Genomic DNA, 26,868 nt, shown 5'->3' on the forward strand with positions numbered 1-26,868 from the left:
GAATAATGACAGTTTATTTTTACATTCCTAATAAAGCTATAAATGAGGCGACAATTTATTATACAAAGATTGTTGAGCAAGCCTTTTTGGAAAACAATGTTTCAGTTATTAGGAAAGAAAGCTTAGATTTCTCTTTAAAAAAAGAAGATTTAATTTTTACAATACGTATAATAGATTTTATTAAAGCGCGTGTAAAGTTAAGAACAAAGCGAATTGCTATTTGGTTCCAGGGGATTTTAGGAGAAGAGTATTTGTTGCTTAATAACAATTCTTTGAAAGCCAAAGTTGTAAAAAAAATAGTAGATATCTGTGAAAAGTATACCTTGAAGAATTCGTTTTTCTCTTTTTTTGTATCTGACGCAATGAGAAGGTATTTTGAAAAGAAACACAATTTACTTTTAGATGAGGATTATGCTTTAGTACCTTGTTATAACAAAAAGCTGAATAAAGCTTACTTTGACACTGGTAAAGAAAATTACACTTTCGTTTACGCAGGAACACTTTTTTCATGGCAGTGTTTTGAAACCACAGTGAAACTTTTTAAGGAGATAGAGAAGCTAAATGAGAAAGCAAAGTTTATTGTTCTTACTAAAGAGAAAAATGAAGCAAAGGATATTTTGAATAAATATGATGTGAGAAATTATGAAATTTCCTTTGTAAGTTTAGATCAATTGGATTTAGAATTAAGTAAGTATAAATATGGGTTTTTGTTGAGAGAAGACGATGTAATTAACAATGTTGCAACTCCAACTAAGATGAACTCCTATCTATCTGTTGGTTTAATACCAATCTATACCAATGTTGTTTATGATTTTGAGGAGAAGCTTGATTTAGGCTCTTACTCTATTAAAATTGATATTAATGCTGATTTGAGTTTAAGTGCAGAGCAAATCTTTTTAAAAGATCAAGTTACTGTTGACTACAGTGAATATTATGGTATTTGTGAAAAGAACTTTACTCACTATTACGATGATAGTTATAATGTAGATTTAATTAAAAATACACTAGTAAGAAAAGCTTTAGTATGACTATGAAAGGTTCATTAAATAGAAAAGTTTTTTTGCTTATTTCTTTCATTTCTATTTTAATAGGAATGTTAGGATATTACTTTTTGCCTGAAAAGTTTTTTTATGATTCAATTAATATTGTAAATGATCCACTGAATGAAATTGGTTGGTTTGGAGGTAGTTATCCATTTACTATAAGTATATATCACTACAGTGGATTAGCTTTTTTACCCAATTTTTTAATTGGTTTTATTCAATTGAGTATTGTTTTTATAATACTAAATAAGTTAGGTATACCTAAGGATTTTGGTAAAGTAAGTTATAAGAATTTATTCTTGTACTTTTCTTTTCTATTTGCAGGGGTATTTCTGGGACAGCCTACAAAAGAGTTTATTGCTTTTATCATTATGTTGGTTCTTTTAAAGTTAATATTAGATAATAGATATACTCTTTTTAGTAAAAGCATGATGTGTGTTTTTATATTATTCTTGTTTGGTATCTTGTTTAGGCCATACTATCTTTTGATTCCCTTCATAGTGTTTGGGATGTATATTGTAGTTTATCTGCCTATTCGGAACAAATTATTTTGGGTGATTGTTGCTGGAATATTTGTAGTTTTTAGCATATCTATTGCTGTGTATTTTTTGAAAGGCGATTTTTTAACAGAGTTATATAGGGAGCAAATAAATGACCCTAGAGTTGGTGAAGATTTTGCAAGTTCAATGATTAGTTCACCTGTGAGGCCTACCACTTGGTACAATGAGTTTGTGAGTATTATATATGGTTTTTTTGCTGTTAATATTCCAGTAGATGCAATAAGATTACTTCTAAAGCCTCAAGTTTTAGTTTTCATTTGTTGGCAAATTGTTTTTGTAATTATTTTTTACAAGAAGTTTCGACTTCATATTTTAAACCGATTCACCCACCAAAAGGAGATTCTAGTTTATTTATTTGTGTTAGCAATGTTTATTATACAAGGATGTTTTGAGCCTGATTACGGATCTGTGTTAAGACATAGAATTGGATTTTTCCCTTTTATTTATTTTATAATTATAGATGGAGTTAACAAAAAAGAATAGAATAGATTATATATTTAATTTATTAATTTTAGGAATAGGATGTACTTTTTTTATGCGTAAGATTAGTACAATTCTAATTATACTATTTGTAGTATTTTGTGTAGTGTTTAAGCGAAAACTTGTTATTAATAAGACAAGTTTTCTTATAAGTTTAGTTATTGCTTCTTTGTTTTTAGTAGAGTTGCTTTTTATTTGGAACAGTTCCGATGTAAGTGTCGCCTTGAAAAGTTTGGAGAAGTATTTAAGTCTACTTTTGTTTCCTATTTTTATTATTGGTAATTACAGAGATATTAGATTTAAGTTTATTTTATTAAATTATGCAAGGATTACGCTTGGATTGACTATTTTCTTTTTTATTAGATTTATAATTTTATATCCTGAGAATGTAGACTTATACTTACAAGGAGTTCACCTTTGGGAAGCAGGTTACGTTTTTGTTGATAGTTTTGGTAATCACGCACCGAATGTTAACTTACATTTAGCCTTTGTGACTTCTATCATCTTTTATTATTTTTTGCAGGATTATTATAGAAGTAGTGTGCTTAAAAGAGTTACTAACTTAGTTTGTATCATAGCTTTGATAGTATTAATCTTTGTTATTAATACAAGAGTAGCGTTGTTTTTAGTTTTTATAGATTGTTTTTTAATTGTTTTTTACTTTTTGAAGAAATCAACAAGTTTTAAGTTTGGTTTAAAACAAAGAATATTATTGATATCATTTGTTGTTCTTTCTCTAACAGGAAGTATATACACCATTGCAAAAGTACCTTATTACAAGGATAAGTTTTCTACATTTACTTTTGGTTATATGGATAAAGTAGGGAAGTTGGATGAAATTCAAAATCCTGAATCAAAAGTTTATAATTCACTAGCTTTAAGACTAAGTGTTTGGAAGTCAGTATGGGCAATTTATCAAGAAAGTAATCCCTTGATTGGTATTGGTGTTTCGGATTTTGATCAGGCATTGTATCATCATTATGAAGAAACGGAGCAGTCTTTTCTAAGAAAACATGAATTAGGCCCACATAATCAATATATAGAAAGTTTAGCTAAATTTGGTATTTTAGGTTTACTTTCTACACTTTGTTTTCTCATTTTACCTTTTACGTTAGGTTATAGAATGAAGTTTGTATTAATGATGCTCTTCTCTTTTAATATGTTGTTTGCAAATTTATTTGATGGCTATTTGTACTTATTTATGGGCATTGTTTATAGTGGATGGATGATTAGCTTATTTGGAGCTTATTACCTACAATTTAAAAGTAAGTTAGAGTCTATTTAAGGATTCTGTATAAATTGTCGAGAGGATTGTAAAATTAGTTTCTTTGTTATATTTATTAGTACAATCAATGTATGCATTGGTTCCTAATTTAGCTCTTAGACTCGAATTTTCTAATTCATGTACAAGTGGTACTAGATCTTCAACCTTTTCAAATAGGTATCCATTGATACTATCTTGTACAATATCTTTATTGCCAATTACATTTGTTGCTACGATTGGTTTGTGGAAAGCCATTGCTTCTAAAACAGCAATTGGTAAACCTTCCCAAAGAGAAGTTTGTATGTATACGTCTAAGCTATTCAATGAATCATATAGATCTGTTTGATTGTGAATCCAACCAGTAACAATAATATTGCTAGCCGTTAGTAGTTCTTTTTGATCTCCATCCCCTATCCATATGAATCTATATTTTGGAAAAGTTTCAGCTATTTGATTAAATAGTTGAGGGTTTTTTTGTGGCATGATTCTACCAATTGTTCCAATTGTAATAGTATTAGTATTATTTATTTTGGGTATATAGTACTTTGAAAGTTTGTCAAGGTTAATTCCATTTCTTACTAGCATTGATTTACCTATTTTACGGGCAATATTGTACTCTGTATCCCCACATGCAATTGTAGTTCCTCCAAATAATAGTTGTGTGAATTTCTCTATATTATAGAATATCTTTCTTTTTAGAGGTGAGATGTCAAGTCTTAGAAAAGAATATCCGTGCGGTGTGTAATAAATTGCTTTTCTCTTTACCATAAACGTTGTAGCCCAACGGCCGATGACCCCTGCTTTAGAAGAGTGAAGATGCACTACGTCAGGTTTGATGCTTTTTAAGAGATTGCGCAGTTTTAAAGTAGCTTTTATATCCTTTATAGGTTTTAATTCACGTTGCATTTCAACACAAATCATTGTAATGTTTTTTGGAAAATCATTTTTGATTTGCTCTTCACTGACTTCTTTTCTATTATTACTATAAATAATAATAGTTTCAATATCGTCTACTTTTGAAAAGAAATGAGCTAAGTCTTTGAAATAAGAATAAACACCACCACCGAAAGATTCTACTATATGAACTACTCGCATACTTTTTTATTGACAAAAATAGTATAAATATTGTTACTTAAGTATTGTTATTCTTGAAGGTTAAAAAAACTGAAAAGTTCATTAACTTAGCAATTTAAAACGAATGTTAAATGAAGCGAATACTAATCACTGGTGCTGCTGGTTTTTTGGGATCACATTTGTGTGATCGATTTATTGCTGAGGGATATCATGTAATAGGTATGGATAATCTCATCACAGGCGATTTGAAGAATATTGAACATCTCTTTAAACTAGACCGATTTGAGTTTTACCACCATGACGTAACTAAGTTTGTTCATGTACCTGGTGAATTAGACTATATACTTCATTTCGCATCACCAGCAAGTCCGATAGACTATTTAAAGATACCTATTCAAACATTGAAAGTAGGGTCTTTAGGAACGCATAATCTATTAGGTTTAGCACGTGTTAAAGGTGCGCGAATCTTAATCGCTTCTACTTCTGAGATATATGGTGATCCCCTTGTACATCCACAAACGGAGGAGTATTATGGGAATGTGAATACTATTGGACCGCGTGGGGTGTATGACGAAGCTAAGCGATTCCAAGAATCCATTACCATGGCTTATCATACTTTCCATAATGTTGAAACAAGAATTGTTCGTATCTTTAATACATATGGTCCTCGTATGAGGTTAAATGATGGAAGAGTTATACCAGCTTTTATCGGTCAAGCATTGAGAGGAGAAGATTTAACAGTTTTTGGAGACGGAAGTCAAACAAGATCTTTTTGTTATGTTGATGATCAAGTAGAAGGAATTTATAGATTGTTATTGTCTGATTATCATTTACCTATTAATATTGGTAATCCCGATGAAATTAGCATTCTTGATTTTGCAAGAGAAATAATAAAACTTACTAAAAGTGATCAAGAGATAATATTTAAGGACTTGCCTATAAATGACCCTTTACAACGTTGCCCAGATATTACTAAAGCGCAGACAATATTGGGATGGCAACCAAAAGTTGGTAGGAGTGAAGGTATGATGAAAACTTTTGAATATTTTCAAAAGTTCTCAGATACAGAATTGTTAAAAGAAGAACATAAAGATTTTTCTAAATTTATTTACTAGTGGCTAAAAATTCTGGAAGATATTCTTATTTAATTAGGCCATTAACTATATCATTAGATTTGATATTGATTAATGTGCTCGCTACGCTAACATTTGATATACCAAATGCTTGGCTTTTTCACGTATTCTTGTCAGTTGGTTGGATAATTAGTGCTTGGATTAGTAATTTCTACGATGTATATAGACATACAAGAGTTGTTAGAATATTAGAAAAGGTAGTAAAACAATTCGCACTTCAGTTTGTTGTTGTTACTTCTTTTAATGGTTTTTTTGAGCGTTTTGCCGAACCAATGACTCTAATTACATATGGTGTATTGATTGTTATTACTGTAACTTTTTCAAAGTTCCTGATCTTCTTCTCATTGAAGTATTTTAGAAAAGTTTTAGGTGGTAACTCGAGAAATATCATTTTGATTGGAGAAGGAAAAGAAATAAGCCGTTTGGCAAAAGTATTCCATAAGCGAAAAGATTTAGGTTTTAGAATATTAGGGGTTTATTCTGACTACCTTTCAGATTCAAAATTAGACGAGATTAAAACGTTTATTTTAGCTCATGAGGTTGATGAGATTTACGTTCAATTTTCAATTGTACAAGACGAGGATTACCATGAACTACTTGAGTTTGCTGATAGCAATTTAATAAAGTTACAGTATGTTCCAACTCAAAAACAGGTTCTAACCCATAGTTTAAAGGTTATTTATTATGACATTGTACCTGTTTTGCCACGTCGTGTAATTCCTTTGGATAAACCTTATAACAAGTTGTTTAAACGCCTTTTCGATTTAGTTTTCTCATTAGGTGTTATAGTATTTATTCTTTCTTGGTTAGTTCCGATAATAGCTGTTTTAATAAAAAGAGAATCTAAAGGCCCCGTTTTCTTTAAACAGAAGAGGACAGGAATTAATGATGAAGAATTTTATTGTTATAAGTTTCGTTCAATGGCTGTCAACGATGATAGTGATAAGAAGCAAGCTACCAAGAATGACAGTAGAATAACTAAGATTGGTGCATTCCTAAGAAAATCAAGTTTAGATGAGTTTCCACAATTCCTAAATGTGTTCTTAGGCGACATGTCTATTGTAGGACCACGCCCCCATATGGTAGTTCACACTAAAGTTTACGCCAAACGAGTAAATAAGTTTATGTTGCGTCATTTGGTTAAACCTGGTATCACAGGAATGGCACAGACACATGGATATAGGGGAGAAATTGAGACTGATAGAGATATTATTAACCGCTTCAAGTACGATTTGTTTTACTTGGAGAATTGGTCGATATTCTTAGATCTTAAAATAATTTACCTAACAGTCTATAATGTTTTTAAAGGTGAAGAGAAAGCATATTAAAGGTATTATTATAATACCTTTTTTTATTTATAAGCTCTTTTTATAGTAAGTAAAATAGGTTAATTTTGACCATGTAAATAACAAACAACACAATTAATGAAAATTTTATTATTAGGTTCAGGCGGACGTGAGCACGCACTTGCTTGGAAAATCTTACAGAGTACTCGTTGTGATCAGTTGTATATTGCACCTGGAAATGCTGGTACTTCGCAAATAGCTACAAATTTAGATCTAAGTCCTTTAGATTTTGAGAGTGTAAAACAGAAAGTATTAGAGTTAGGTATTGATATGGTTATTGTCGGACCAGAAGACCCTCTTGTAAAGGGGATTGTGGATTTCTTTAAAAACGATGATGCGATTAAGCATATTGCTGTTATAGGACCATCTCAAAAGGGTGCAGCTTTAGAAGGGAGCAAAGACTTCGCTAAAGAGTTTTTGTTGAAACACAATATTCCAACTGCCGCATACCAGACTTTTACAAAGGATAAAATTAACGAAGGCAAAGCATTTTTGGAAACTTTACAAGCTCCTTATGTTTTAAAGGCTGATGGTTTAGCGGCTGGAAAAGGAGTTGTTATCCTAAACGATATCGCTGAAGCTAAGGTAGAGTTAGAGAATATGTTAGTAGACGCTAAGTTTGGTGATGCAAGCTCTAAAGTAGTTATTGAAGAGTTTTTGTCGGGTATAGAGTTAAGCTGTTTTGTCTTAACTGATGGGAAGTCGTATAAGATTTTGCCTACAGCAAAAGATTATAAGCGTATTGGAGAAGGAGATAAAGGCTTGAATACAGGAGGAATGGGGGCTATTTCGCCAGTTCCTTTTGCGACTGATGAGTTCATGGCTAAAGTTGAAGAACGCGTTGTGAAACCTACAATTAAGGGTATTATCGAAGATAAACTAGACTTCAAGGGGTTTGTGTTTATTGGACTGATTAAAGTAGGAGAGGATCCTTACGTGATTGAGTACAACGTACGTATGGGAGATCCCGAAACAGAAGTGGTAATGCCAAGAATAGAATCTGATATTGTTGATTTATTTGAAGGAGTTGCGAATGGAACTTTAGCCGAGAAAACATTGGTAATTGATCAGCGAAGTGCTACAACCGTTATGTTGGTTTCAGGTGGCTATCCAGAAGCTTATGAAAAAGGATTGGAAATTACAGGTTTAGATCTTGTTTCTGACTCTATCGTATTTCACGCTGGAACTGTTTTAAAAGACGATAAAGTGGTTACAAATGGAGGACGTGTTTTGGCTGTAACTTCTTATGGAAATACTTTCGAAGAAGCATTAAAAAAATCTTATCAAAATATAGATAAACTAAATTTTGATAAGATCTATTATCGTAAAGACATTGGATTTGATCTTTAAGATTATATTATTTTAAAAATGAGTGGGCTGTTGTATCTTGTTCATCTTCATTGTTAGCTTTGAATAATTTTAGTTGTTTTAACCAATAAGCAAAGAAATAACAAGTAATAAGGATGAATACCCAAGTAATAATATTAGCAGTCCACCAGTTTTTAAGTTCTAATTTTGCAAAGAAATCCATTGGCAAGAAAAGAAGCTTTTCGAAAAGGAATCCAATTCCGTTAAAAAATGAAGTCATGGTACTTTATTTTTAAATTAAATTAATTATTTATAATCCGTTTTTATATAAGTTAGTAAAACTAAAAGAGTTCAATTAACCTATAATAGGTACAAAAATATAAAATATATAAATGTTAGCAAGTATTTTTAGTAAAACAAAGCCGATTAATTATATCATACTGACTATATTAGTTGTTGTATGCTATTCTTTATTTATCGGATTTAGTGATGATACTACCGGATTTACACTGTTTGAGGTAGGTAAGAAAACTGTTGTTTTAGGATTGTTATTACTCATGTTCTTCTTATCTCAGTTTATTGTAACAAAGAATAGACTCGTTAACGATAATGCCTATGTTCCGTTATTGTTTGTGTCTTTTTTATTGTTCTTTCCAACTGTATTTGAACACACAAGAGTAGTTATCTCTAACTATTTTATCATGCTGGCATTAAGGCGTATTTTTTCCTTGCATTCAACACAACAATCTAAGGAAAAGATATTTGACGCATCATTGTGGATTCTGGTCGCTTCTCTATTTCACTTTTGGAGTATCTTGTTTTTAGTGCTTTTGTTCTTTGCAATTATCTTTTTTGTGACGAAAGATTATAGAAATTGGGTGATACCTATTTTAGCTTTTTTCACTGTATTCATCGGTTTGTCTATTTATCTTTTAGTAACAGATAATACTTATGTCGATTGGTTGGAAACGAAGTTACAGATAAGCTTTAACTTTATGTATTTTGAGAATACATATCAGAATATTGCCCTTGCAACCTTTGCTTCAATATCTATTTTGTTTTTTGTGGCCGAATTATTTGATCTTAGAAATAAAGCATATAATATGCAGAGCACCTATAAGAAAATGCTACTAAGCTTTCTTATAGGAGTTGCAATTTATGTTATCTCTCCAGACAAGAATAATGGAGTTTTGATTTTCTCATTCTTTCCATTGGCTGTATTAGGAGCTAAATACATCGAGTCAGTTACACAACGCTGGAGAAAAGAAGCAGTTGTCTCTACTGTATTCTTGCTGGGAATCTTTTTTTATATAATGCAATTGGTCTTATAACTTATGGCCATAAGCTAAATCACCTGCATCACCTAACCCTGGCACAATATAATTGTGGTCATCTAACTTTTGATCAAGTGTTGCTACCCATAGATGTATGTGATCTGGCAAGTGTTTCTCCAAGAACTCAATTCCCTCAGGAGCTGCGATTACCACTGCTATATGCATTTCTTTTGGCGTCTCCTCAGCCATCAATTTATTAATCACAGCAACTAAAGATTGTCCTGTAGCAAGCATTGGATCTATTAAGATCATGATTTTGTCTTGAAATGAAGGTGCAGCTTGATATTCAACCAATATCTCACTTGCTTCACCGTGTTTTCCATGACGGCGGTATGCTGATACGAAGCCGTTTTCAGCATTGTCAAAGAAATTCATAAAACCTGTATGTAAGGCTAACCCAGCACGTAGGATTGAACATAAAACAACTGGGTCTTTAATACATGTTGTTTCTTTTATTCCAAGGGGCGTCTGAACAGAAATATCTTTGTATTCTAATGTTTTACTTAACTCATAAGACATGATTTCGCCGATTCTTTCGATGTTTTTTCGAAATCTCATGCTGTCTTTTTGAATATTTACATCACGTAATTGAGCCAAGAAGTGATTTAAAATACTGTTTTCTGCAGAAATATAATGAATTTTCATAGGAGTATAATTAGTACCATAAAAGTATAAAAACTATATTTGTAAATAAAATTATTATTATGTTTTCAGAATTAGCATTTCCAATATTCGAAGAGAGTATTCGTGATTATCATAAATACGACAATGTAGACCAGCCAATTAGCAACCCTTATCCCAAAGATGATATTAAACATTTATTGTATCTAAAAAATTGGATTGATACCGTTCAATGGCATTTTGAAGATATTATTAGAGATCCACAGATTGATCCTATTGCAGCTTTAGCTTTAAAACGTCGTATTGATGCTTCAAATCAAGAGAGAACTGATATGGTTGAATACATTGATAGCTATTTCTTACAGAAGTACAAAGATGTGCAAGTAAAAGACAATGCTAAGATTAATTCTGAAAGTCCTGCTTGGGCAATAGATAGGTTTTCTATTTTAGCCTTAAAGATTTATCACATGAGAGAAGAGGCGACGAGACCTGAAGCAACTCAAGATCACAGAGATAAATGTCAAGCTAAATTAGATGTTTTATTAGAACAGAAGAAAGATTTATCTACGGCAATTGATGATTTATTGCAAGATATTTCTACTGGAGATAAATACATGAAAGTGTATAAACAAATGAAAATGTATAATGATGAGGAGCTTAATCCTGTGTTATATCAAAACAAAAAGTAAATTGTATTATTGAATCTATCATATACAAAAAGCGTGAAATACTACATTCACGCTTTTCTTGTTTGTTAACTAAAACTTGATTCTCGTGGCAAATTTAAAACATATTGTGGTTTTTCGACTTTCTGCAATGGGAGATGTCGCAATGATTGTCCCTGTACTTAAAGCGCTAATAAGCCAACATAAAGATGTAAGAGTAACTGTTGTTTCCAGACCCTTTTTTAAGCCTTTCTTTAAGGGCATAGATAGAGTAGACTTCTTTTCTATTGATGTTAAGAAAAGACATAAAGGTTTCTTGGGCTTGATTCGCTTGTTCAAAGATTTAAAAAAAATGAAAGTGGACTATTTTGCTGACTTTCACAACGTGTTGAGATCTCGTATAGTCAGTTCGCTTTTTAAATTAAGTGGCACCCGTGTTGCTACTTTAGATAAGGGAAGGCAAGCAAAAAAAGAACTAACCAGAAGCGAGAATAAGGTATTTAAGCAGCTTCCGACCATGTTCGAAAATCACTGTATTACTCTTGAAAAATTAGGTTTTAAAGTGGATTTAGCTCATCCGGAGTTTCCTGAAGTACCTGCATTAGCTCCTGAGCTTTTACAATATACAGAAGAAAAGAATGCACCCTGGATTGGGATTGCCCCTTTTGCGCAATATGATTCGAAAGTTTACCCTTTAGATCTTATGCAAAAGGTTGTCGATACTTTAGCGGAACGTGAAAAAGCAGTTATATTTCTATTTGGAGGAGGCGAAAAGGAAATTGCCTTATTGAACCAATTAAAGAGAGATAATTATAACGTTATCGTTATGGCAGGTAAAGTGAAGTTAGATGTTGAAATGAATTTAATTCAACATTTAGATGTAATGCTTTCTATGGACTCAGGTAATGCTCACATTGCAGCAATGTTAGGTAAAAAAGTAGTAACTTTATGGGGAGGCACACACCCTTATACTGGATTTGCTCCTTTTAACCAACCCATGGAGTATTGTATTACGGCTGATAGAGAAAAGTACCCTTTACTTCCTACATCTGTTTTTGGCAATAAAATTGTAGAAGGGTATGAAGATGCAATGCGTACGATTACTCCAGAGAGTGTTTGCAATAAGATTATTGAGATTTTACAAAAAGAGAATTAATAGATTTAATTGAATATAAAATGGCTTTTAATATTAAAGATTATATTAGAGATGTTCAAGACTTTCCGAAGGAGGGTGTTGGTTTTAAAGATATTACACCACTGTTGAACAATCACGATGCGATGATGTCAACTGTAAAGGAGTTAATTACACTTCTGGGAGATAAAAAAGTAGATAGAGTAGTTGGAATGGAAAGTAGAGGCTTTTTCTTCGGTACTCTCTTAGCTGCCGAATTAGGTGTTGGTTTTGTACCTGTTCGCAAGCCTGGTAAACTGCCTTTTGACAAGATCTCTCAAGAGTATGCGTTAGAGTATGGTACAGATATGTTAGAAATGCATGCAGATGCTATTAAACCAGGAGAGTTAGTTCTAATTCACGATGATGTTTTAGCAACTGGAGGGACTGCAGAAGCAGTTTGTAAACTTGTTGAACGCCTTGGTGGTAAAATTGTACAATTGAACTTCCTGATGGAGTTGTCTTTCCTTCATGGACGAGAGAAATTAAAAGGTTATGATGTACAAAGTATCGTAAGCTACTAAATTCACGATATATTTATGATTTAACCCTATACAGGATTCTATAAGTAGAATCTTGTATAGGGTTTTTTGCTTTAATACACATTGATCGATAGTGTTTTTAAGCTGAAGTAGATTACGCTCTTGTTCAATGTTGAACGGGAATAGAGAACAACAATAGCTTTCCCCAATCTTTTACCACCCTGATAGGCGAACGCAATAGAAATGAAAAGCATTTAGTTCAACAGCTTTTTATAAATGTAGAGTGGTACAATAAGCGAATAGTAGGTTGACTAAGAAAACTATTATTTAGGCGGTTTTATCAATAAAAACAGTGAATCGGCTTGAACGAGGAGGGGCGGTTGTGTCCGGAATTATCTAATCAACTATGAGGTTAAGTGATTTAAAAACAACTGATACCAAGTAGCTAATAAGACCCTATAAGACTTTAAAGCATAGGATAGTTTCGTTAAGAGATAATCTCCAGTACTACTGTTGTTATCTTGATATTTGCCCTTTCGAAAAAAAAATATGTGACCAAATGTGAAACATGTTGTCTAAAGTACGAATACGAAAGGGAGAAATTGCTATGAAAACCTTTTCGAATTTCACATAAAGTGTTTTTTAAGGTGTATTAAGTTGGTAAAGAATTTGGTAAGTTGAGTTTGATTTAGGGGTAAAGCAAATAATCAACTTACATAATGTTACCATGAGTGTCAAAGTTGTTTAGTGACACATTAAGTTATGATTGTTTTGGTTTGCATTAAACAATTACTTCGGTAGGTTTAATGTAAAAGATCAAAAAGGCTATCTATTTATAGATGGCCTTTTTTGATTTTGGGATTTTGCTGTAGATAATCGTTTATTCAAAGTAGAGTTTGGTGTAAGTCTCCTTTTGATTAATAATAATTATTCGAATACTCGTTTATTTACTAAAATTACACCATTTGTTTGTTTTTGATTTTCAGCAGCGCCGTTATCTCTTAAAAGAGGGTAACTCTTAGATGTAATTTCCACTAAAGTTGCACACTTTCATATTTACCTCAAATGGGTTAATGATTCTTGGGTGTTTTGCGTGAAACGTTGGGAAGAATATGGTAAATAGTAATTTACTACATTATTAAGTGGTTAAATTGAGTTTTTTAGTACCTTTGTGCCTATTATTTTTTAGTATATGATACATTCGATGACAGGGTTTGGTAAAGCTTGTATGCAGTTACCTCACAAGAAAATCACAGTTGAAGTTAAATCTTTGAATAGTAAGAATTTAGATTTAAATGTTCGCTTACCATTAACTTATAGAGAAAAGGAATTACCCCTGCGCAATGTAATTGCTCAAGAACTTGAAAGAGGTAAAGTTGACTTTTCATTGTACTGTGAGATTACAGCAGAAGAAACATCTAATAAAATTAATGGACCTATCGTTGTAGCATATATAAATCAAATGAAGGAGATCATTCCTCAGGCAGATGAGACTGAATTGATGAAGATGGCAGTTCGTATGCCAGACGCTTTGAAAGTTGAGCGTTTGGAATTAGATGAGAGCGAATGGTTAGAGATTGAAAAGGTAATAGCAGAAGCAATCAAGAATATCAACGAGTTTAGACGAAGTGAAGGAAGTACACTTGAGAAAGATTTTCGCCTGAGAGTAGCTAATATTCGCTTCTATATGGATGAAATAACTAAACTGGATGCTGAACGTATTTTGACTGTAAAAGAAAGACTTAGAAATAACCTTGATGAACTTCAAGTTACTGTTGATGAAAATCGATTTGAACAAGAGGTTATTTACTATTTAGAGAAACTTGATATCAATGAAGAGAAAGTAAGATTAGCACAACACTTAGATTACTTTATTGAAACATTGGAAGGCAAAGAAGCTAATGGACGTAAATTAGGTTTTATTGCTCAAGAGATGGGAAGAGAGATAAATACAATGGGATCTAAATCTAACCATGCTGATATGCAGAAGTATGTTGTGAAGATGAAAGACGAATTAGAAAAAATAAAAGAACAAGTTTTAAACGTTCTATAATCCAAATATATACAGCAGCAGTTTTATTATGAAGAAAGGTAAACTGATTGTTTTTTCGGCCCCTTCTGGATCTGGAAAAACAACAATTGTAAAGCATTTACTTGAACAAAAAGAATTGAATTTAGAGTTTTCTATTTCTTGTACCTCTCGAGCGCCGAGAGGTGAGGAAGTAAATGGAAAAGACTACTACTTTATCTCCTTAGAAGATTTTAAAAAGCATATAAAGGCGGAAGACTTTTTAGAATGGGAAGAAGTTTATAGAGATAATTTCTATGGAACTCTAAAATCTGAAGTGGAGCGTATTTGGGCAGAAGGGAAGAATGTGATTTTTGACATAGATGTTGCCGGAGGATTGAGAATTAAGAAGAAGTTTCCAGAAGAGACATTGGCAGTTTTTGTGAAGCCACCAAGTATTGATGAGCTTAAGATTCGCTTGAAAAAGCGCTCTACTGAAAGTGAAGATAAAATCAATATGCGCATTGCTAAAGCTTCAGTTGAGTTAGCTACAGCTCCGCAGTTTGACATGATTATTAAGAATTACGATTTAGATACAGCAAAAGAAGAAGCATCTAATTTAGTTAGAGAATTTATTAAATAAGAGGTAGTTAAAATGAAGGTTGGATTGTATTTTGGAACATTTAATCCTATTCACATAGGTCATTTAGTTATTGCCAATCACTTAGTGCAATTTACAGATATAGATGAAGTTTGGATGGTGGTTACTCCTCACAGCCCTTTGAAGAAGAAAAAAGGTCTTTTAGAGGATTTTCACAGAATACACATGGTGAATTTAGCAACTGCAGATTATGATCATATAAAGCCTTCCGATATTGAGTTTAATCTTCCGCAACCGAATTATACTGTGAATACTATGGCTCATCTGCATGAGCGATACCCTAAGTATGAATTCGCTTTGATAATGGGACAGGATAATCTGGATAGTTTTACGAAATGGAAAAACTATGAGGTGTTGTTAGCAGAGTATTCTATTTACGTTTACCCTCGTATTTTTTCTGGTAAACAAGATGATAATCCTCTCTTAGCGCATGCCAATGTACACTTGGTTGAGAATGCCCCTATTATGGAGATTTCAGCTACATTTATTAGAGATGCGATCAAAGAAGGGAAGAATATTAAACCCTTGTTAGATAAAGAAGTGTGGAAGTATATCGATCACAATCTGTTTTTTAAGAAGTAGAATAATTGTAATATATACATATAAAGAGGAGTGCTACGGCATTCCTTTTTTTAATTTTAGAAGTGAAATAAATAAACAAAAGATGTTATGTTGAATTTTGAATTATATAATCCCACAAGATTGCTATATGGAAAAGGTCAAATAGCTTCCATTGGTCAATTGATCTTACCCAACAGTAAAATTCTACTGGCTTATGGAGGAGGTAGTATCTTTAAAAATGGGGTATACAACCAGGTTACGGAAGCTCTGAAGGACTTCGAAGTAATCGAGTTTGGCGGAATAGAACCTAACCCACATTATGAAACTTTGGTGAAGGCCGTTGAATTAATCAAGAAGAATAAGATTGACTTTATCCTTGGTGTAGGTGGAGGTAGTGTTATTGATGGAGTGAAGTTTATCTCCGCTGCTGTTCATTATGAAGGGGATAGCAAGGAGATTATATTAAATAAAATGAATGTAAATTGGCAAACAGTACCCTACGGAGCAGTCTTGACTCTACCCGCAACGGGAAGTGAAATGAATAACGGAGCAGTCGTGACAATTGCAGAGTCAAACGACAAGTTATCGTTTTCTGGTGAGCCTCTATATCCATTGTTTTCTATCTGTGATCCTACTGTTGTAAGCTCACTACCGCAAAGGCAGATTGCCAACGGTTTGGCTGATTCTTTTGTACACGTATTAGAACAATATATTACTTACCCTCAGAATGCTCCCTTACAAGATCGCTTTGCAGAATCTATACTCTCAGTTATTCTTGAAGTCGCTCCCGCTATCTTATCGGACCCTGCGGATTACGATGCTGCGACTACTTATATGTGGGCATGTACTATGGCTCTAAATGGATTGATAGCTATGGGTGTCAAAGAAGATTGGGTAACCCATGCGATTGGCCATGAACTAACTGCTCTTTATGGTATTGATCACGGGCGTACATTAGCGATAATAGGACCTAATTTGTATCAGGTTATGTTTGATACCAAGAAAGAGAAATTAGCGCAATTAGGGAGACGTGTGTTTTCTATTTCTGAAGGTTCTGAGGAAGAAATTGCCAAGAAAGCTATAGAGGCGTTAGTAGCATTCTTTCATTCTTTAGAGATTAAGACGAAGCTTTCTGACTATACAGCCGATTACCTTCAAACAAGCGATATTATTGTCAATCGATTTCGCTCCAGAGGATGGTTAGCGATGGGAGAACAAAAAAATATAACACTGGATAAAATAAAAGAGATAGTAGAGTTAAGCTATTAAATTAATAACTAACTTTTTTAGCAATTTTGGTTAGGTATCTTTATAAGATACGATGTAAATATTCTCTTATCTATCATTTGTGAATTAATTAGGTATAAATATGTTAACCTTTATTTTGTTTTATATTAATCGTATCACTCCAATTAATCGTTTTTTTATGATTATGGTTTACAATTAATGATTAATATAGTCTTATTGGTATTTTTTCTGTGAAATATCTTAGTGCTGTTAAAAAGAATGGAGTTATTACTATCATTGTTTGCAATAAGTTTTTTATTTACTTTTGGCATAGATATAATCTAAAATTATGAGTGATTATCCAAAGTTTGCGGTAATTGGTGGTGGAAGTTGGGCAACCGCTATTGTAAAAATGCTAAGTGAGAATCTTCCGAAGATTGCTTGGTATATGAGAAATGATACGGCCTTAGAAGAAATCAAGGTTAATTTTCATAATCCAAATTACCTAAGTTCTGTAGAGTTTGACGTCGATCAGCTTTATTTAACTAATGATATTAACAAAGCAATCTCTTATGCTGATTATGTGATTTTTGCTATTCCGTCTGCTTTTTTGAGTAAGGAAATGGAGAAGTTGTATGTCAGCTTGGAGGGGAAAGTTATTATTTCGGCTATTAAAGGTATTATACCTGAAACAAGCCTTATCGTAGGAGAGCATTTTCACACTGTTTATGGGATTCCTTATGATAATATTGCCGTGATTACGGGACCTTGTCATGCGGAAGAAGTTGCCTTAGAGCGTCTTTCTTATTTAACTTTAGCTTGTCGCAATGAGGAGCATGCAAAGACGGTCGCTGATTGCTTGAGTAGTCACTATATTAAAGTAAAAGAGACTGATGATATTGTAGGGACTGAGTATGCAGCTGTATTAAAGAATATTTATGCCATTGCTTGTGGTATGGCTCATGGTCTTGGTTATGGTGATAACTTCCAAGCCTTGTTGATGAGTAATGCTATTCGCGAAATGAAGAAGTTCATTAAGAAGGTGCATCGAATGAAGAGAAATATCAATAACTCTGCCTATCTGGGAGATTTATTAGTGACAGGGTATTCCTTATTCTCCCGAAACCGAATGTTCGGTAATATGATAGGAAAAGGGTATACGGTAAAATCAGCGCAAATGGAGATGAGTATGATTGCGGAAGGGTATTATGCCGCTAAAAGTGCTTATGAGTTAAACCAAAAGTACGGTGCCAAAACGCCAATTATCAATGCTGTATACGATATTCTATACAATGGTAAGGATCCGAAGAAGACGTTTAGAAAGCTTACCGAAAAATTAGATTAATTTTTTCTGTTTATTTACGTTATTTGATAAATAGATTCAAAATAAGGCATAACCCTCTGTATTACAGGGGGTTATTTTTATTTTATTTGTTTTCGTATATTTGCTATTTAGAATGTATTGTGTTGTATTTCAGTTGATTACTTTAGTTTCTCTTGGGGGAAATTTTTATATTTAGTTTTGACCCTGTAAAAAAAAAATAGAATGGATCATTTAATTAATCACCCTGGTTTACTTGCAGGGTTTGGAATTGTTGTTTTAGTAATGCTGTTGTTGGACTTAGGTGTTTTCAACCGTCATAGCCATACTGTTTCTACGAAAGAGGCCTTGATATGGACTGTGGTTTGGATTGGTCTGGCGATGTGTTTTAGTGGGGTTATATACTATTACATGGATTTCGAGAACTTTGCGCGTTTCCAATCAGCTTATTGGATTGAGAAGGCGTTGTCAGTCGATAACCTCTTTGTTTTTATTCTTGTGTTTACCTTCTTTAAGGTACCCAAGGAACTACATCACCGCGTATTGTTTTGGGGAATAATTGGTGCATTAGTATTTAGAGCTATATTTATTTTTGCAGGGGTTGAGATCATTAACCATACCTATTTACCGGAAATGGAGCTATTTGGTAGAAATGTTGAGATCAATATTGTTTTGACAATTTTTGGTATCTTCTTATTGATTTCAGGTATAAAATCTTGGTTTGCTAAGGATGATCACAGTGATGAACAAGACCTTTCAAAAAACTTTGCAGTGCGTATGGTACACAAGTTTTTTAAAGTGAGTAATGAGTATGACGGAGAGAAATTTTTTACGGTTAAGAACGGGGTTAAAATGGTTACTCCTCTATTCGTAGCATTAATGGTGATTGAGTTTACAGATGTGATTTTTGCAGTAGACAGTATTCCAGCTATTTTTGCTATTGCTCCAGATGACCCTTTCATCTTATATACTTCTAATATTTTTGCTATTCTTGGTTTGAGATCGCTGTATTTCTTACTTGCTAATTTCATGGACAGATTCTCTAAACTGAAATATGGTTTAGCTATTATATTGTCTTTTATTGGTATAAAAATGATTATCTCTCCTTTCTATCACGTTGATTCTATGATTTCATTATCAGTGATTGGTGGAGTTTTAATATTATCAGTAGTAGCTTCTTTTTTATTTCCTCCAAAAAAAGACGCACTATAAGTTATAGTTTATAAAGTTCAAAAGGCTGTCGTTGAAAAACGACAGCCTTTTTGTTATAGGTCAAGTTGGTATATGTTGAACTTTGATATATCTACAGAGCCTTCCTCGACCGATAAGGTCAATTGGTTGTAGGGCTCTGTTGGGAATATTAGATTGGTCATCGTCACTTTTCCTTTGTTTATAAATAGTTCAGTGGAACACTTGTCTACGATTAATCTTGTCTTGTATTTTTTGATTTCGTATAAAGGGCCTTTTATTTTCTTTGAAGTAAATTTTGAGTCAAAGTCAATTTGTCCACTTCGATTTCTATTCATATAGATTTTATCTTTCTTAAAGTGATAGGTATAGGAAATTTCTTCGTTTTCACTATTCGATAAGGTTAAGGTAAAAGATTTCGTACTGACGTCAATGATGTCAAAATCGAGTACAATTTCGAAGGCGCCATTGTTGTTTTCTAACATGGATTTGATTGTTGTTGTCTTGTCGAGTAATCTTGACGGATAACTTTGTTTTTCTACTCTGTGTTGCTTTGTCTCTTTAATTGGAAAACTCGCGACAATAAATTGCTTTTGCACTTTTGTCAATTCTAAAATGCGCGGTAATGTCATCGCATTCTGAAAAGTTGTTGTAGGTGTTTTGTGTGCGTATTGAAGGTTGTTCATCCAGGCTATCCATAGCGTTTTTCCTTTTGGGTGGTTACTGTTAGTCGTTCCCGCATAACAATCGCGGCCAAAGTCGAGTATTTTGACTTCATTGTCTTCATCTGCTTTGAATACGCTACCATCGAAGTCCCCAACTTGATATAGCGTAAAGGCTTTAAATTTCGATTTTTGTGCATTTGTACTATGCATTAGAATCCATTTGGTTTGACTTCCATATTGTAGAGGGAATAAGTCTGGACTGTGCCAGTGATCACTTGGGATGGTATAGGGATATTTGAATACACTTGTTTCTTGCCATTCGAGTAAATTTGCTGAATTGTATATGGCGATTGAATGTCCCATAGTTATTAGCATTACCCAATTTTGAGTTTGCACGTGATAGAAAACTTTAGGAGAACTGAGCTCCTGGCCATTTTTACTTGTTACGATGGGATTGTTATCAAATTGTGTGAAGTTTCCATCAGTATCTAATTTATAGGCTAAGTAAAGCTTGTGGTTTTTATGGGGATACTTATAGAAAGCAAAAGTGGTCTGTTTTCCAAGATTGGAGGTATTAAGTTTGTCAATGACTATGTAGTCTACATTTTTGTTGTGTAGATGATGATATTCGCTGTTGTTGGTTGCCATTTGCCATTGCATTAGATTTTTGGATAGGACTGTCGTCCAATGTGCATGCTGTTGGTCTGTATGGTGTAAGTTGTTGAGAAAGTGAAGTTGATAATGCTGATTGCTATAGCTAAAGGCAAAGGGAAAATCCATCCAACCCCAGGGAGCAGTTAAGTGAAGTAAAGGCCTGTGTTTTTCGAATATTTGTAAGGGAAGATCCTCTTGTTGTGCAATATGGAGCTCGCTAAGTTTTATTTTATTTTCTGAACCAATTTTTAGTTTCAAGGTTTGCCCCTTGAATTGGCTTACTTGTATAGGGTGATAGTATTGTGCCTTGCCTGAGGTAATCTTTGCTGTAAAGCTTAAAGAAGTAGCTTTATTAGGACTGATAAACTCAACTTTGGATTCAGGTTCTCCATTGCAAAAAGGAAGTAAAATAAAATTTGAAGTGATGTCAATAAGCGACTTTTGATTGTACTTCATAAGTTATAGTGATTTAAGGTTTTACTTTTTGTATTCTATCTATTGTTGTGTAAAGTAAAATTACCTTTAAATTGAAAAACTCAATATTATTATAGTATTAAATATTCGTTTGAAATTCAATGATTTATATAGTGAAGAAATCAAATATTCACATTTTAGTTTGTATAGAATTAAGCGGGGGATACATACTTGTATCCCCCGTTTTAAATTCTATTATTTCTTTAGATCTTTTGATGGTTGTGGTGATCCTCTATGGCACATCGCACAACTAACAACATCTATTTTTTCTGGCTCTGCAGCATTTTGCCAATTGAAATTTTCCGCATTAATCTTGCGAGTCATTACAATCATATGACGTGTAAATTCTTTCTCTTTTTTGCTGTCATCAGCAAAGTCTAATTTGTCGCTACCTTCAATTTGAGCGTGACAATAACTACACTTTACACCTAAAGCTTCGTTATAGCCTTTCATCAAGCCTTTCAAACTATCATTAGAAATATCCGCTGGCAATACTTTTAAGTTTTTCCATTCAGATTGTTCTTTTGTTGATTCTGTAATCGTTGTTTTATTATTAAATGCTAATAATATTGTCGCTCCAACGATAACCAATCCTAATCCAAGTAAGTTTTTAATTTTCATAAGTGATTCTTTTTTGAGTAAAAGCAAGTTAATCAAAGAATCATTTGGATTGAATATAAATAATGTGCTTGTATGTGGTTGAAAATTAGTTTATTGCGATTTTATAAGAAAACCCCATTTTTGTTGTCAAATGGCAATTTTTTTAATTCTATTCCTTCGATTGTATTTGCCTGTAGGGTATAATTTTTATCATAAAGCTTGCCACCTTGAAAGAATGTCAACATAAATGTATTGTCTAATTGAAAGATGTTCTCATCAAGTAGTTCAACTTTTAGCGCTTGTTTTGGACCTAATTTTTGAAAGGCATGTCTAAATAGACTGGATGCTCTCTTCTCTCCATTGAGTTCTCCTTGCGCTTGTGAGACAATCATGATTGCTTCAATATCTTCTGCTGTATTGTTATATAAGTAGACGTACCAGCAGTCAGCAAGAAAATTGTCATTGTACTCTTTTACAATTGCTATCTCTACATTTTTTACTTCTGGAATTTCAATGTCTTTTTTCATTGTCAACAAATTTAGGTTGCAAAGATAAAAACTTATTGATGTTTCATTTATAAAATATTTGCGACCCATAGGGGCAACTGTGATTTCTGTATTTGTTTTCGCGGTTGGTATTTTTGTTGTGTTCGTTTGATTTTATCGCTGGCTTGTTCGTGGAGTGCTAATAATAGGTAGCAGTCATTTTGTCTATTAGTCTACTTACTTATCTTGAATTGTTTGATGCTCTTGCTCATTTAATCCTGTTTTGCTATTTGGCATATTACCACCGCAGAACTATACAGTTGCTTTTTGCTTTTATTGATTTCTTCTTTGCCACCTTCCACTTATGATTGTTGAGAGTTAAGTATCGTTTATGACACAGTGAGGTGTTTGCTACTTCGCGTTTTCTTTTGCTTTAGAGGATATTGGGTGGAAGTAATCAGTAGGTGATAGTAAGGTGATTGCATAGTGGTCGCATGAATTTGCCTATAAAGTATGCGATCACTATGCGATCACATGCCGACCACCCTCTCTAAATTTTGTCTCGTCCTAATATAGCTGTACAGTTATTGTTTATAATTCTGCTTTTAACTGTACTCTTGTTTTTACATTCTGATATTGTTTTAGCGGTAAGCCTGAATTGATGTGTTTGGATGAGTCATTTGCTGATCCCAGCCCTACTACTTAAATTCGCTTAAGTGAGTTAATCAAAAGCAAGGTGATAGACAAGGAGATGGCTCTTGCCGTGTCAAGTCACGATTTACAGTATATTGTGGATATCTCCAATTGCGGAGAGTAGAATGGATGGAGAAAGGCAAAGTAATTGAGAATGCAACAAGTGGGAACCACGTTTTTTGCGTGTTATTGATGTACTTTAATAAATGCGTTGAATCCTTTATTTTACACTTAATAATTGGAACAATGTAGACCAATTCGTTCTTGAATTGTCTTTTTGGGCATTTTGGGTTACACAGTGGTGACTATATTTTTTTGAAGTAATTAAATACGCGTTATTTTAATCAAGGAAAAAATAGTTACTTTGTTAGAAGTTTAAAATTTTAATAAAAAAGAAGTAATCATTATTTTTGTGAGTAAGGATACTAAAAGTATATTAAAATAGTTTAGATGATAAATGAGTTAAGGTGAAAAGTTTAGGAAGTTACAGTTTATTATTAATCTTCAGTGTTTTGTTCATTGTCAGTTGTTCTGTGAAGCAGGATCGACTGATTAATCGCGGATATCACGCGATGACTACGCGTTATAATATTCTGTATAATGGTGATATGGCTTACGATGAGGCGTTGATCGCTCTCAAAGAGGGCTATTATGACAACTTCTGGGAGATTCTTCCTGTTGAGCGCATCGAGATAAAAGTTGACCCAGAAAAGGAGTTTAAGATTAGTGAACCGATAAAAAGTAAACCAGGGTCAATATTAGATAACCTTTCCATTGAAGGAGAGAACAAGGAAGGTGGGTTAGATGGAGGTACTGGATTTGAACGAGCAGAGAATAAAGCTACAAAAGCTATTCAAAAGCACTCAATGTACATTCAAGGTAGAGAGCGAAACTGGCAGATGGATGAGGCTTATTTACTCTTGGGAAAGGCGCGTTATTACGACGGGAGATTCATACCTGCCTTAGAGTCGTTTAACTATATTTTGTACAAATACCCTGATAGCGATAAGATTGACGAAGCAAAGGTATGGCGTGAAAAGTCAAATCTTAGACTTTCTTATGATGATATAGCGATAAAGAACTTGAAAGAGTTTATACACATCCGAAAAGGAAAAATGAAGAAGCAAACGGAGGCTGACGCCAACGCTATTCTTGCACAAGGGTATATCAATATCGAAAAATTTGAGGAGGCAATCGCTCCGATGAAGAATGCTTTGGAGTTAACGCAATCTAAAGAAGAAAGAGCAAGGTATTCTTTTATCTTAGGACAATTGAATGCAAGAGTAGGAAAAAAAGCGGAAGCATTTCACTACTTCGAATCTGTCGTGAAGATGAAGCGCAAAGGACCGAAATCGTATTATATTCACTCGTATAGTCAAATGGCTGAATTAGGTGTGCGCAAAGCTTCTGATTCTACTGCTTTCCTAAAATTGTACAGAAAGTTGTTGAAGGATAGAGAGAACCGCCCGTATTACGATGTACTAAATCGTCAAGTAGGTTTGTTTTACAATGGGGTTGGCAAAACGGATTTGGCTTTGAACTACTTGAAAAAGGCAGTAAAAGAAAGCAAAGGAGATGAGCAATTAAAGGCGTACAACTATTTGAGTATTGCCGATATCTATTTCAATAGTGCTGGATATGCGGAAGCGGGATCATATTATGATAGTGCACTTAGTATCTTGCCTGAGAAGTTTAAAGAACGATATCGCTTAACGAAAAGACGCGATGCACTGAAAGAGGTTGTGAAATACGAGCAAATTGCACATAAGAACGATAGTATTCTCAACCTTGTGGCGATGACTGCTGATCAACAGATTGCTTATTTTACCAAATATGTAGAGGACTTGAGAAGAGAAGATTTTAGAAAGTTGCAAGCCAACCTAAAAGGTAAAAATAGAGATTCAAATGTAGATTATTTTAATATGGCCAATTTTGGAGAGGCTGTAGGTTCCTTTATGGAATCAAATAGTCTACCACAGGGAATGGGCAATTCTACTTTCTACTTTTATTCTCAACAGGCTTCAGCTTATGGTAAACAGGATTTTAAGCGAAAATGGGGAAATCGTCCATTAGTTGATAATTGGAGATGGTCTTCAGCATTGAATAATAGCCATAGGGAAGTAGGACAAACAGAGAACTCTGAGGGGAAATCAAAAGGAAATACCGTTGGTTCTCCTCCCGACAACAGGTATAATGTGGATCATTACATCGGACAGATTCCAAAAGATTCTTTAGAGATTGGCAAGCTTCGCGTTGATCGTGATTTTGCTTATTTTCAGTTAGGGTCAATGTACAGCGAACAGTTTAAGAAATACAAGTTAGCTGCTGAGCGATTTGAAAAATTATTAGCTTTTGTACCTGCGCCTGCAAATCGACTTATTTTGCCAAGTATGTATAAGTTGTATAAGATATACTTAGAGATTGACAATGATAAGGCGATGGCTATGAAAGCGTATATCATCCGTAATTATCCAAACTCGCGTTATGCAAAATTACTGCAGAATGTCAAAATGAGCGAGATCGATGACTTATCACCCGAACAGTTGTTTACGAAAGTGTATCGTGTCTACGCAAGTGGAGATATTGAAAAAGCATACAAGGAAGTAGATTTTGTATTAGAGAATTACGATAATGACTATATTAGTAAATTCGAATTGTTAAAAGCGAGAATCATTGCTCGAAAAGAGGGAATTAATGCTTATAAAGAGGCGCTCAATTTCATTGCTATGACCTATAGCTCTACAAAAGAAGGTAAAGAAGCTGAGGAAATACTAAACAATGAGGTAGTCAGCTTGGAAGCACGAGAGTTTACAAATAACAATAGTGCTGATAGTTGGAAGGTAGCCGTGTGGGTCTCTGATAGGGATGCGGGACAAGTGGGAGATTTACGTAGAAAAATGGCTGATTTCGGTGCAATTAATGAGCAAATCGGAATTAAGTTTTCGGAAGATTACTATTTGACAAGCGAAAAAATATTAGTTTTACATGGGTTTAGAAGTAAAGAAGATGCTGAAAAAGTGATAGATAGGTTGGGAATACTTGCTTATCCTGTGGAAACGAATGACTATGTTATTATTCAGATTAAAAAGAATTGGAAAGAGTTTATTGATAAGTTCTTTCCTCCACAATAGTTAAGTAAAAAAAGGTTGAAAAAAAATAGATTATGTTTAAAAATTCAAAAAAAGAGTCTTCTGTAGATTTGTTAGGAAAAACGAATAGAATAGTTGAAGCAACTATTATTAGAGGAGATATTGAAGCAGTCTCTGATCTTCGCATCGATGGAGAATTGAAGGGAAATTTACTTGTAAAAGGAAGAGTTGTTGTAGGACCACAGGCTAAGGTGGTTGGAAACATCGACTGTGAGAATGCCGATATTGAAGGAACTGTTGAAGGTATTATTCGCGTGAACGATCTGCTTACAGTGAAAACAAATGCGAATATCAAAGGAGAATTAATAGTGGGGAGATTATCTGTTGAACCTGGAGGAAATATAGAGGTTACTTGCCAAATGCTTGGGCAGTCAGGTAAGGATTCTAAATCCAATGGCAAACAAGAGAAAGCTGAAAAAACGGAGAAATTAGAAGCTGTTGAAAAGAAGGGATAATAGTAAGAAATTGATATTTTGAATAAACAAAAGCCAAATGATAAGGGACCTAATAAGTGGCTAACTTTAATTACGATGCCGTTTCAAATGGGGATTACTATTTATTTGGCTCATTTGTTAGGAGATTGGTTAGATGGTAAATACGATTTTAACAATGGTATTGCAAATAAAACTTGTACATTATTGGGAGTAGGATTAGCTTTGTACCAAGTTATTAGACAAGTACATCAAATTAATCAAAAGTAA

General features: G+C 33.5%; 25 protein-coding genes. 19 read left to right on the top strand and 6 right to left on the bottom strand.

The window, feature by feature from the left end:
• Positions 1–5 precede the first annotated feature (5 nt).
• From GJV76_RS00175 to GJV76_RS00185, 3 genes are all read left to right on the top strand, one after another.
• Positions 6–1,028 carry a glycosyltransferase family protein gene (locus GJV76_RS00175; RefSeq protein WP_155090626.1) on the top strand — a complete coding sequence of 341 codons (1,023 nt, stop codon included), beginning with the start codon at positions 6–8 and terminating at the stop codon, positions 1,026–1,028.
• Between the two features lie 2 nt (positions 1,029–1,030).
• Complete coding sequence (locus GJV76_RS00180; RefSeq protein WP_155090627.1) at positions 1,031–2,086, top strand: hypothetical protein; 1,056 nt, start codon at positions 1,031–1,033, stop codon at positions 2,084–2,086.
• 229 nt (positions 2,087–2,315) lie between these two features.
• Positions 2,316–3,368 carry an O-antigen ligase family protein gene (locus GJV76_RS00185; RefSeq protein WP_230381469.1) on the top strand — a complete coding sequence of 351 codons (1,053 nt, stop codon included), beginning with the start codon at positions 2,316–2,318 and terminating at the stop codon, positions 3,366–3,368.
• Here GJV76_RS00185 and GJV76_RS00190 read toward each other — a convergent pair.
• Positions 3,354–4,442, bottom strand: a complete 1,089-nt coding sequence (locus GJV76_RS00190) for a glycosyltransferase (RefSeq protein WP_155090629.1) — start codon at positions 4,440–4,442, stop codon at positions 3,354–3,356. The genes GJV76_RS00185 and GJV76_RS00190 overlap by 15 nt on opposite strands.
• Before the next feature lie 110 nt (positions 4,443–4,552).
• Between GJV76_RS00190 and GJV76_RS00195 the strand changes: the two genes are divergently transcribed.
• The 3 genes from GJV76_RS00195 (at position 4,553) to purD (ending at position 8,250) form a co-directional block, all read left to right on the top strand.
• Positions 4,553–5,536: a UDP-glucuronic acid decarboxylase family protein gene (locus tag GJV76_RS00195; protein WP_155090630.1), complete on the top strand. Its 984-nt coding sequence runs from the start codon at positions 4,553–4,555 to the stop codon at positions 5,534–5,536.
• The gene (locus tag GJV76_RS00200; RefSeq protein WP_160338989.1) at positions 5,536–6,882 is read left to right on the top strand and encodes an exopolysaccharide biosynthesis polyprenyl glycosylphosphotransferase; all 1,347 of its coding nucleotides are present in this window, start codon (positions 5,536–5,538) and stop codon (positions 6,880–6,882) included. Before GJV76_RS00195 ends, GJV76_RS00200 begins: the two co-directional genes overlap by 1 nt.
• A 96-nt stretch (positions 6,883–6,978) precedes the next feature.
• Entirely contained in the window at positions 6,979–8,250 is a 1,272-nt protein-coding gene (gene purD, locus GJV76_RS00205; RefSeq protein ID WP_155090631.1) for a phosphoribosylamine--glycine ligase, read from the top strand.
• A 7-nt stretch (positions 8,251–8,257) separates the two neighbouring features.
• Here the strand turns inward: purD and GJV76_RS00210 are convergent, their stop codons facing one another.
• Positions 8,258–8,488 (bottom strand): DUF6341 family protein, encoded by a 231-nt coding sequence (locus GJV76_RS00210; protein ID WP_155090632.1) that lies wholly within the window; start codon positions 8,486–8,488, stop codon positions 8,258–8,260.
• A gap of 112 nt (positions 8,489–8,600) precedes the next feature.
• Between GJV76_RS00210 and GJV76_RS00215 the strand changes: the two genes are divergently transcribed.
• A complete protein-coding gene (locus GJV76_RS00215) occupies positions 8,601–9,539 on the top strand; it encodes a DUF6427 family protein (RefSeq protein ID WP_155090633.1) in 939 nt (312 codons plus the stop codon).
• On the opposite strand, the gene upp is transcribed toward GJV76_RS00215, so the two are convergent.
• The gene (gene upp, locus GJV76_RS00220) at positions 9,534–10,187 is read right to left on the bottom strand and encodes a uracil phosphoribosyltransferase (protein WP_155090634.1); all 654 of its coding nucleotides are present in this window, start codon (positions 10,185–10,187) and stop codon (positions 9,534–9,536) included. The genes GJV76_RS00215 and upp overlap by 6 nt on opposite strands.
• 59 nt (positions 10,188–10,246) lie before the next feature.
• Here upp and GJV76_RS00225 point away from each other — a divergent pair, with 59 nt between their 5' ends.
• From GJV76_RS00225 to GJV76_RS00265, 9 genes are all read left to right on the top strand, one after another.
• Positions 10,247–10,852, top strand: coding sequence for a DUF4254 domain-containing protein (locus GJV76_RS00225; RefSeq protein ID WP_155090635.1), 606 nt, complete (start codon positions 10,247–10,249; stop codon positions 10,850–10,852).
• An 85-nt stretch (positions 10,853–10,937) separates the two neighbouring features.
• On the top strand, positions 10,938–11,984 hold the full coding sequence (locus GJV76_RS00230) for a glycosyltransferase family 9 protein (RefSeq protein WP_160338990.1): 1,047 nt from the start codon (positions 10,938–10,940) through the stop codon (positions 11,982–11,984).
• A 20-nt stretch (positions 11,985–12,004) separates the two neighbouring features.
• Positions 12,005–12,523, top strand: a complete 519-nt coding sequence (locus GJV76_RS00235; RefSeq protein WP_155090636.1) for an adenine phosphoribosyltransferase — start codon at positions 12,005–12,007, stop codon at positions 12,521–12,523.
• A 1,162-nt stretch (positions 12,524–13,685) separates the two neighbouring features.
• Positions 13,686–14,534: a YicC/YloC family endoribonuclease gene (locus GJV76_RS00240; protein WP_155090846.1), complete on the top strand. Its 849-nt coding sequence runs from the start codon at positions 13,686–13,688 to the stop codon at positions 14,532–14,534.
• A 28-nt stretch (positions 14,535–14,562) separates the two neighbouring features.
• On the top strand, positions 14,563–15,132 hold the full coding sequence (gene gmk / locus GJV76_RS00245; RefSeq protein WP_155090637.1) for a guanylate kinase: 570 nt from the start codon (positions 14,563–14,565) through the stop codon (positions 15,130–15,132).
• A 12-nt stretch (positions 15,133–15,144) separates the two neighbouring features.
• Entirely contained in the window at positions 15,145–15,732 is a 588-nt protein-coding gene (gene nadD, locus GJV76_RS00250; protein WP_155090638.1) for a nicotinate (nicotinamide) nucleotide adenylyltransferase, read from the top strand.
• 87 nt (positions 15,733–15,819) lie between these two features.
• A complete protein-coding gene (locus GJV76_RS00255) occupies positions 15,820–16,980 on the top strand; it encodes an iron-containing alcohol dehydrogenase (protein WP_155090639.1) in 1,161 nt (386 codons plus the stop codon).
• A 307-nt stretch (positions 16,981–17,287) separates the two neighbouring features.
• The gene (locus GJV76_RS00260; protein WP_155090640.1) at positions 17,288–18,283 is read left to right on the top strand and encodes an NAD(P)H-dependent glycerol-3-phosphate dehydrogenase; all 996 of its coding nucleotides are present in this window, start codon (positions 17,288–17,290) and stop codon (positions 18,281–18,283) included.
• 201 nt (positions 18,284–18,484) lie between these two features.
• The gene (locus tag GJV76_RS00265; RefSeq protein ID WP_155090641.1) at positions 18,485–19,471 is read left to right on the top strand and encodes a TerC/Alx family metal homeostasis membrane protein; all 987 of its coding nucleotides are present in this window, start codon (positions 18,485–18,487) and stop codon (positions 19,469–19,471) included.
• Between the two features lie 53 nt (positions 19,472–19,524).
• Here GJV76_RS00265 and GJV76_RS00270 read toward each other — a convergent pair whose 3' ends face one another.
• From GJV76_RS00270 to GJV76_RS00280, 3 genes are all read right to left on the bottom strand, one after another.
• Complete coding sequence (locus tag GJV76_RS00270) at positions 19,525–21,222, bottom strand: glycoside hydrolase family 32 protein (protein ID WP_155090642.1); 1,698 nt, start codon at positions 21,220–21,222, stop codon at positions 19,525–19,527.
• Between the two features lie 213 nt (positions 21,223–21,435).
• Positions 21,436–21,861, bottom strand: coding sequence for a c-type cytochrome (locus GJV76_RS00275; protein ID WP_155090643.1), 426 nt, complete (start codon positions 21,859–21,861; stop codon positions 21,436–21,438).
• Between the two features lie 101 nt (positions 21,862–21,962).
• Positions 21,963–22,367, bottom strand: a complete 405-nt coding sequence (locus tag GJV76_RS00280; protein ID WP_155090644.1) for a hypothetical protein — start codon at positions 22,365–22,367, stop codon at positions 21,963–21,965.
• A 1,118-nt stretch (positions 22,368–23,485) separates the two neighbouring features.
• On the opposite strand from GJV76_RS00280, the gene porW reads away from it, so the two are divergent.
• Genes porW through GJV76_RS00295 form a run of 3 tightly spaced genes read left to right on the top strand, consistent with a single transcriptional unit; the run spans position 23,486 to position 26,868 of the window.
• Positions 23,486–26,149: a type IX secretion system periplasmic lipoprotein PorW/SprE gene (gene porW / locus GJV76_RS00285; protein ID WP_160338991.1), complete on the top strand. Its 2,664-nt coding sequence runs from the start codon at positions 23,486–23,488 to the stop codon at positions 26,147–26,149.
• 32 nt (positions 26,150–26,181) lie between these two features.
• A complete protein-coding gene (locus GJV76_RS00290; protein ID WP_155090645.1) occupies positions 26,182–26,622 on the top strand; it encodes a bactofilin family protein in 441 nt (146 codons plus the stop codon).
• 18 nt (positions 26,623–26,640) lie between these two features.
• Complete coding sequence (locus GJV76_RS00295) at positions 26,641–26,868, top strand: AtpZ/AtpI family protein (RefSeq protein ID WP_258204679.1); 228 nt, start codon at positions 26,641–26,643, stop codon at positions 26,866–26,868.

It is taken from the genome of Myroides albus (genome assembly GCF_009711045.1).
Lineage (GTDB): Bacteria > Bacteroidota > Bacteroidia > Flavobacteriales > Flavobacteriaceae > Flavobacterium > Flavobacterium album_A.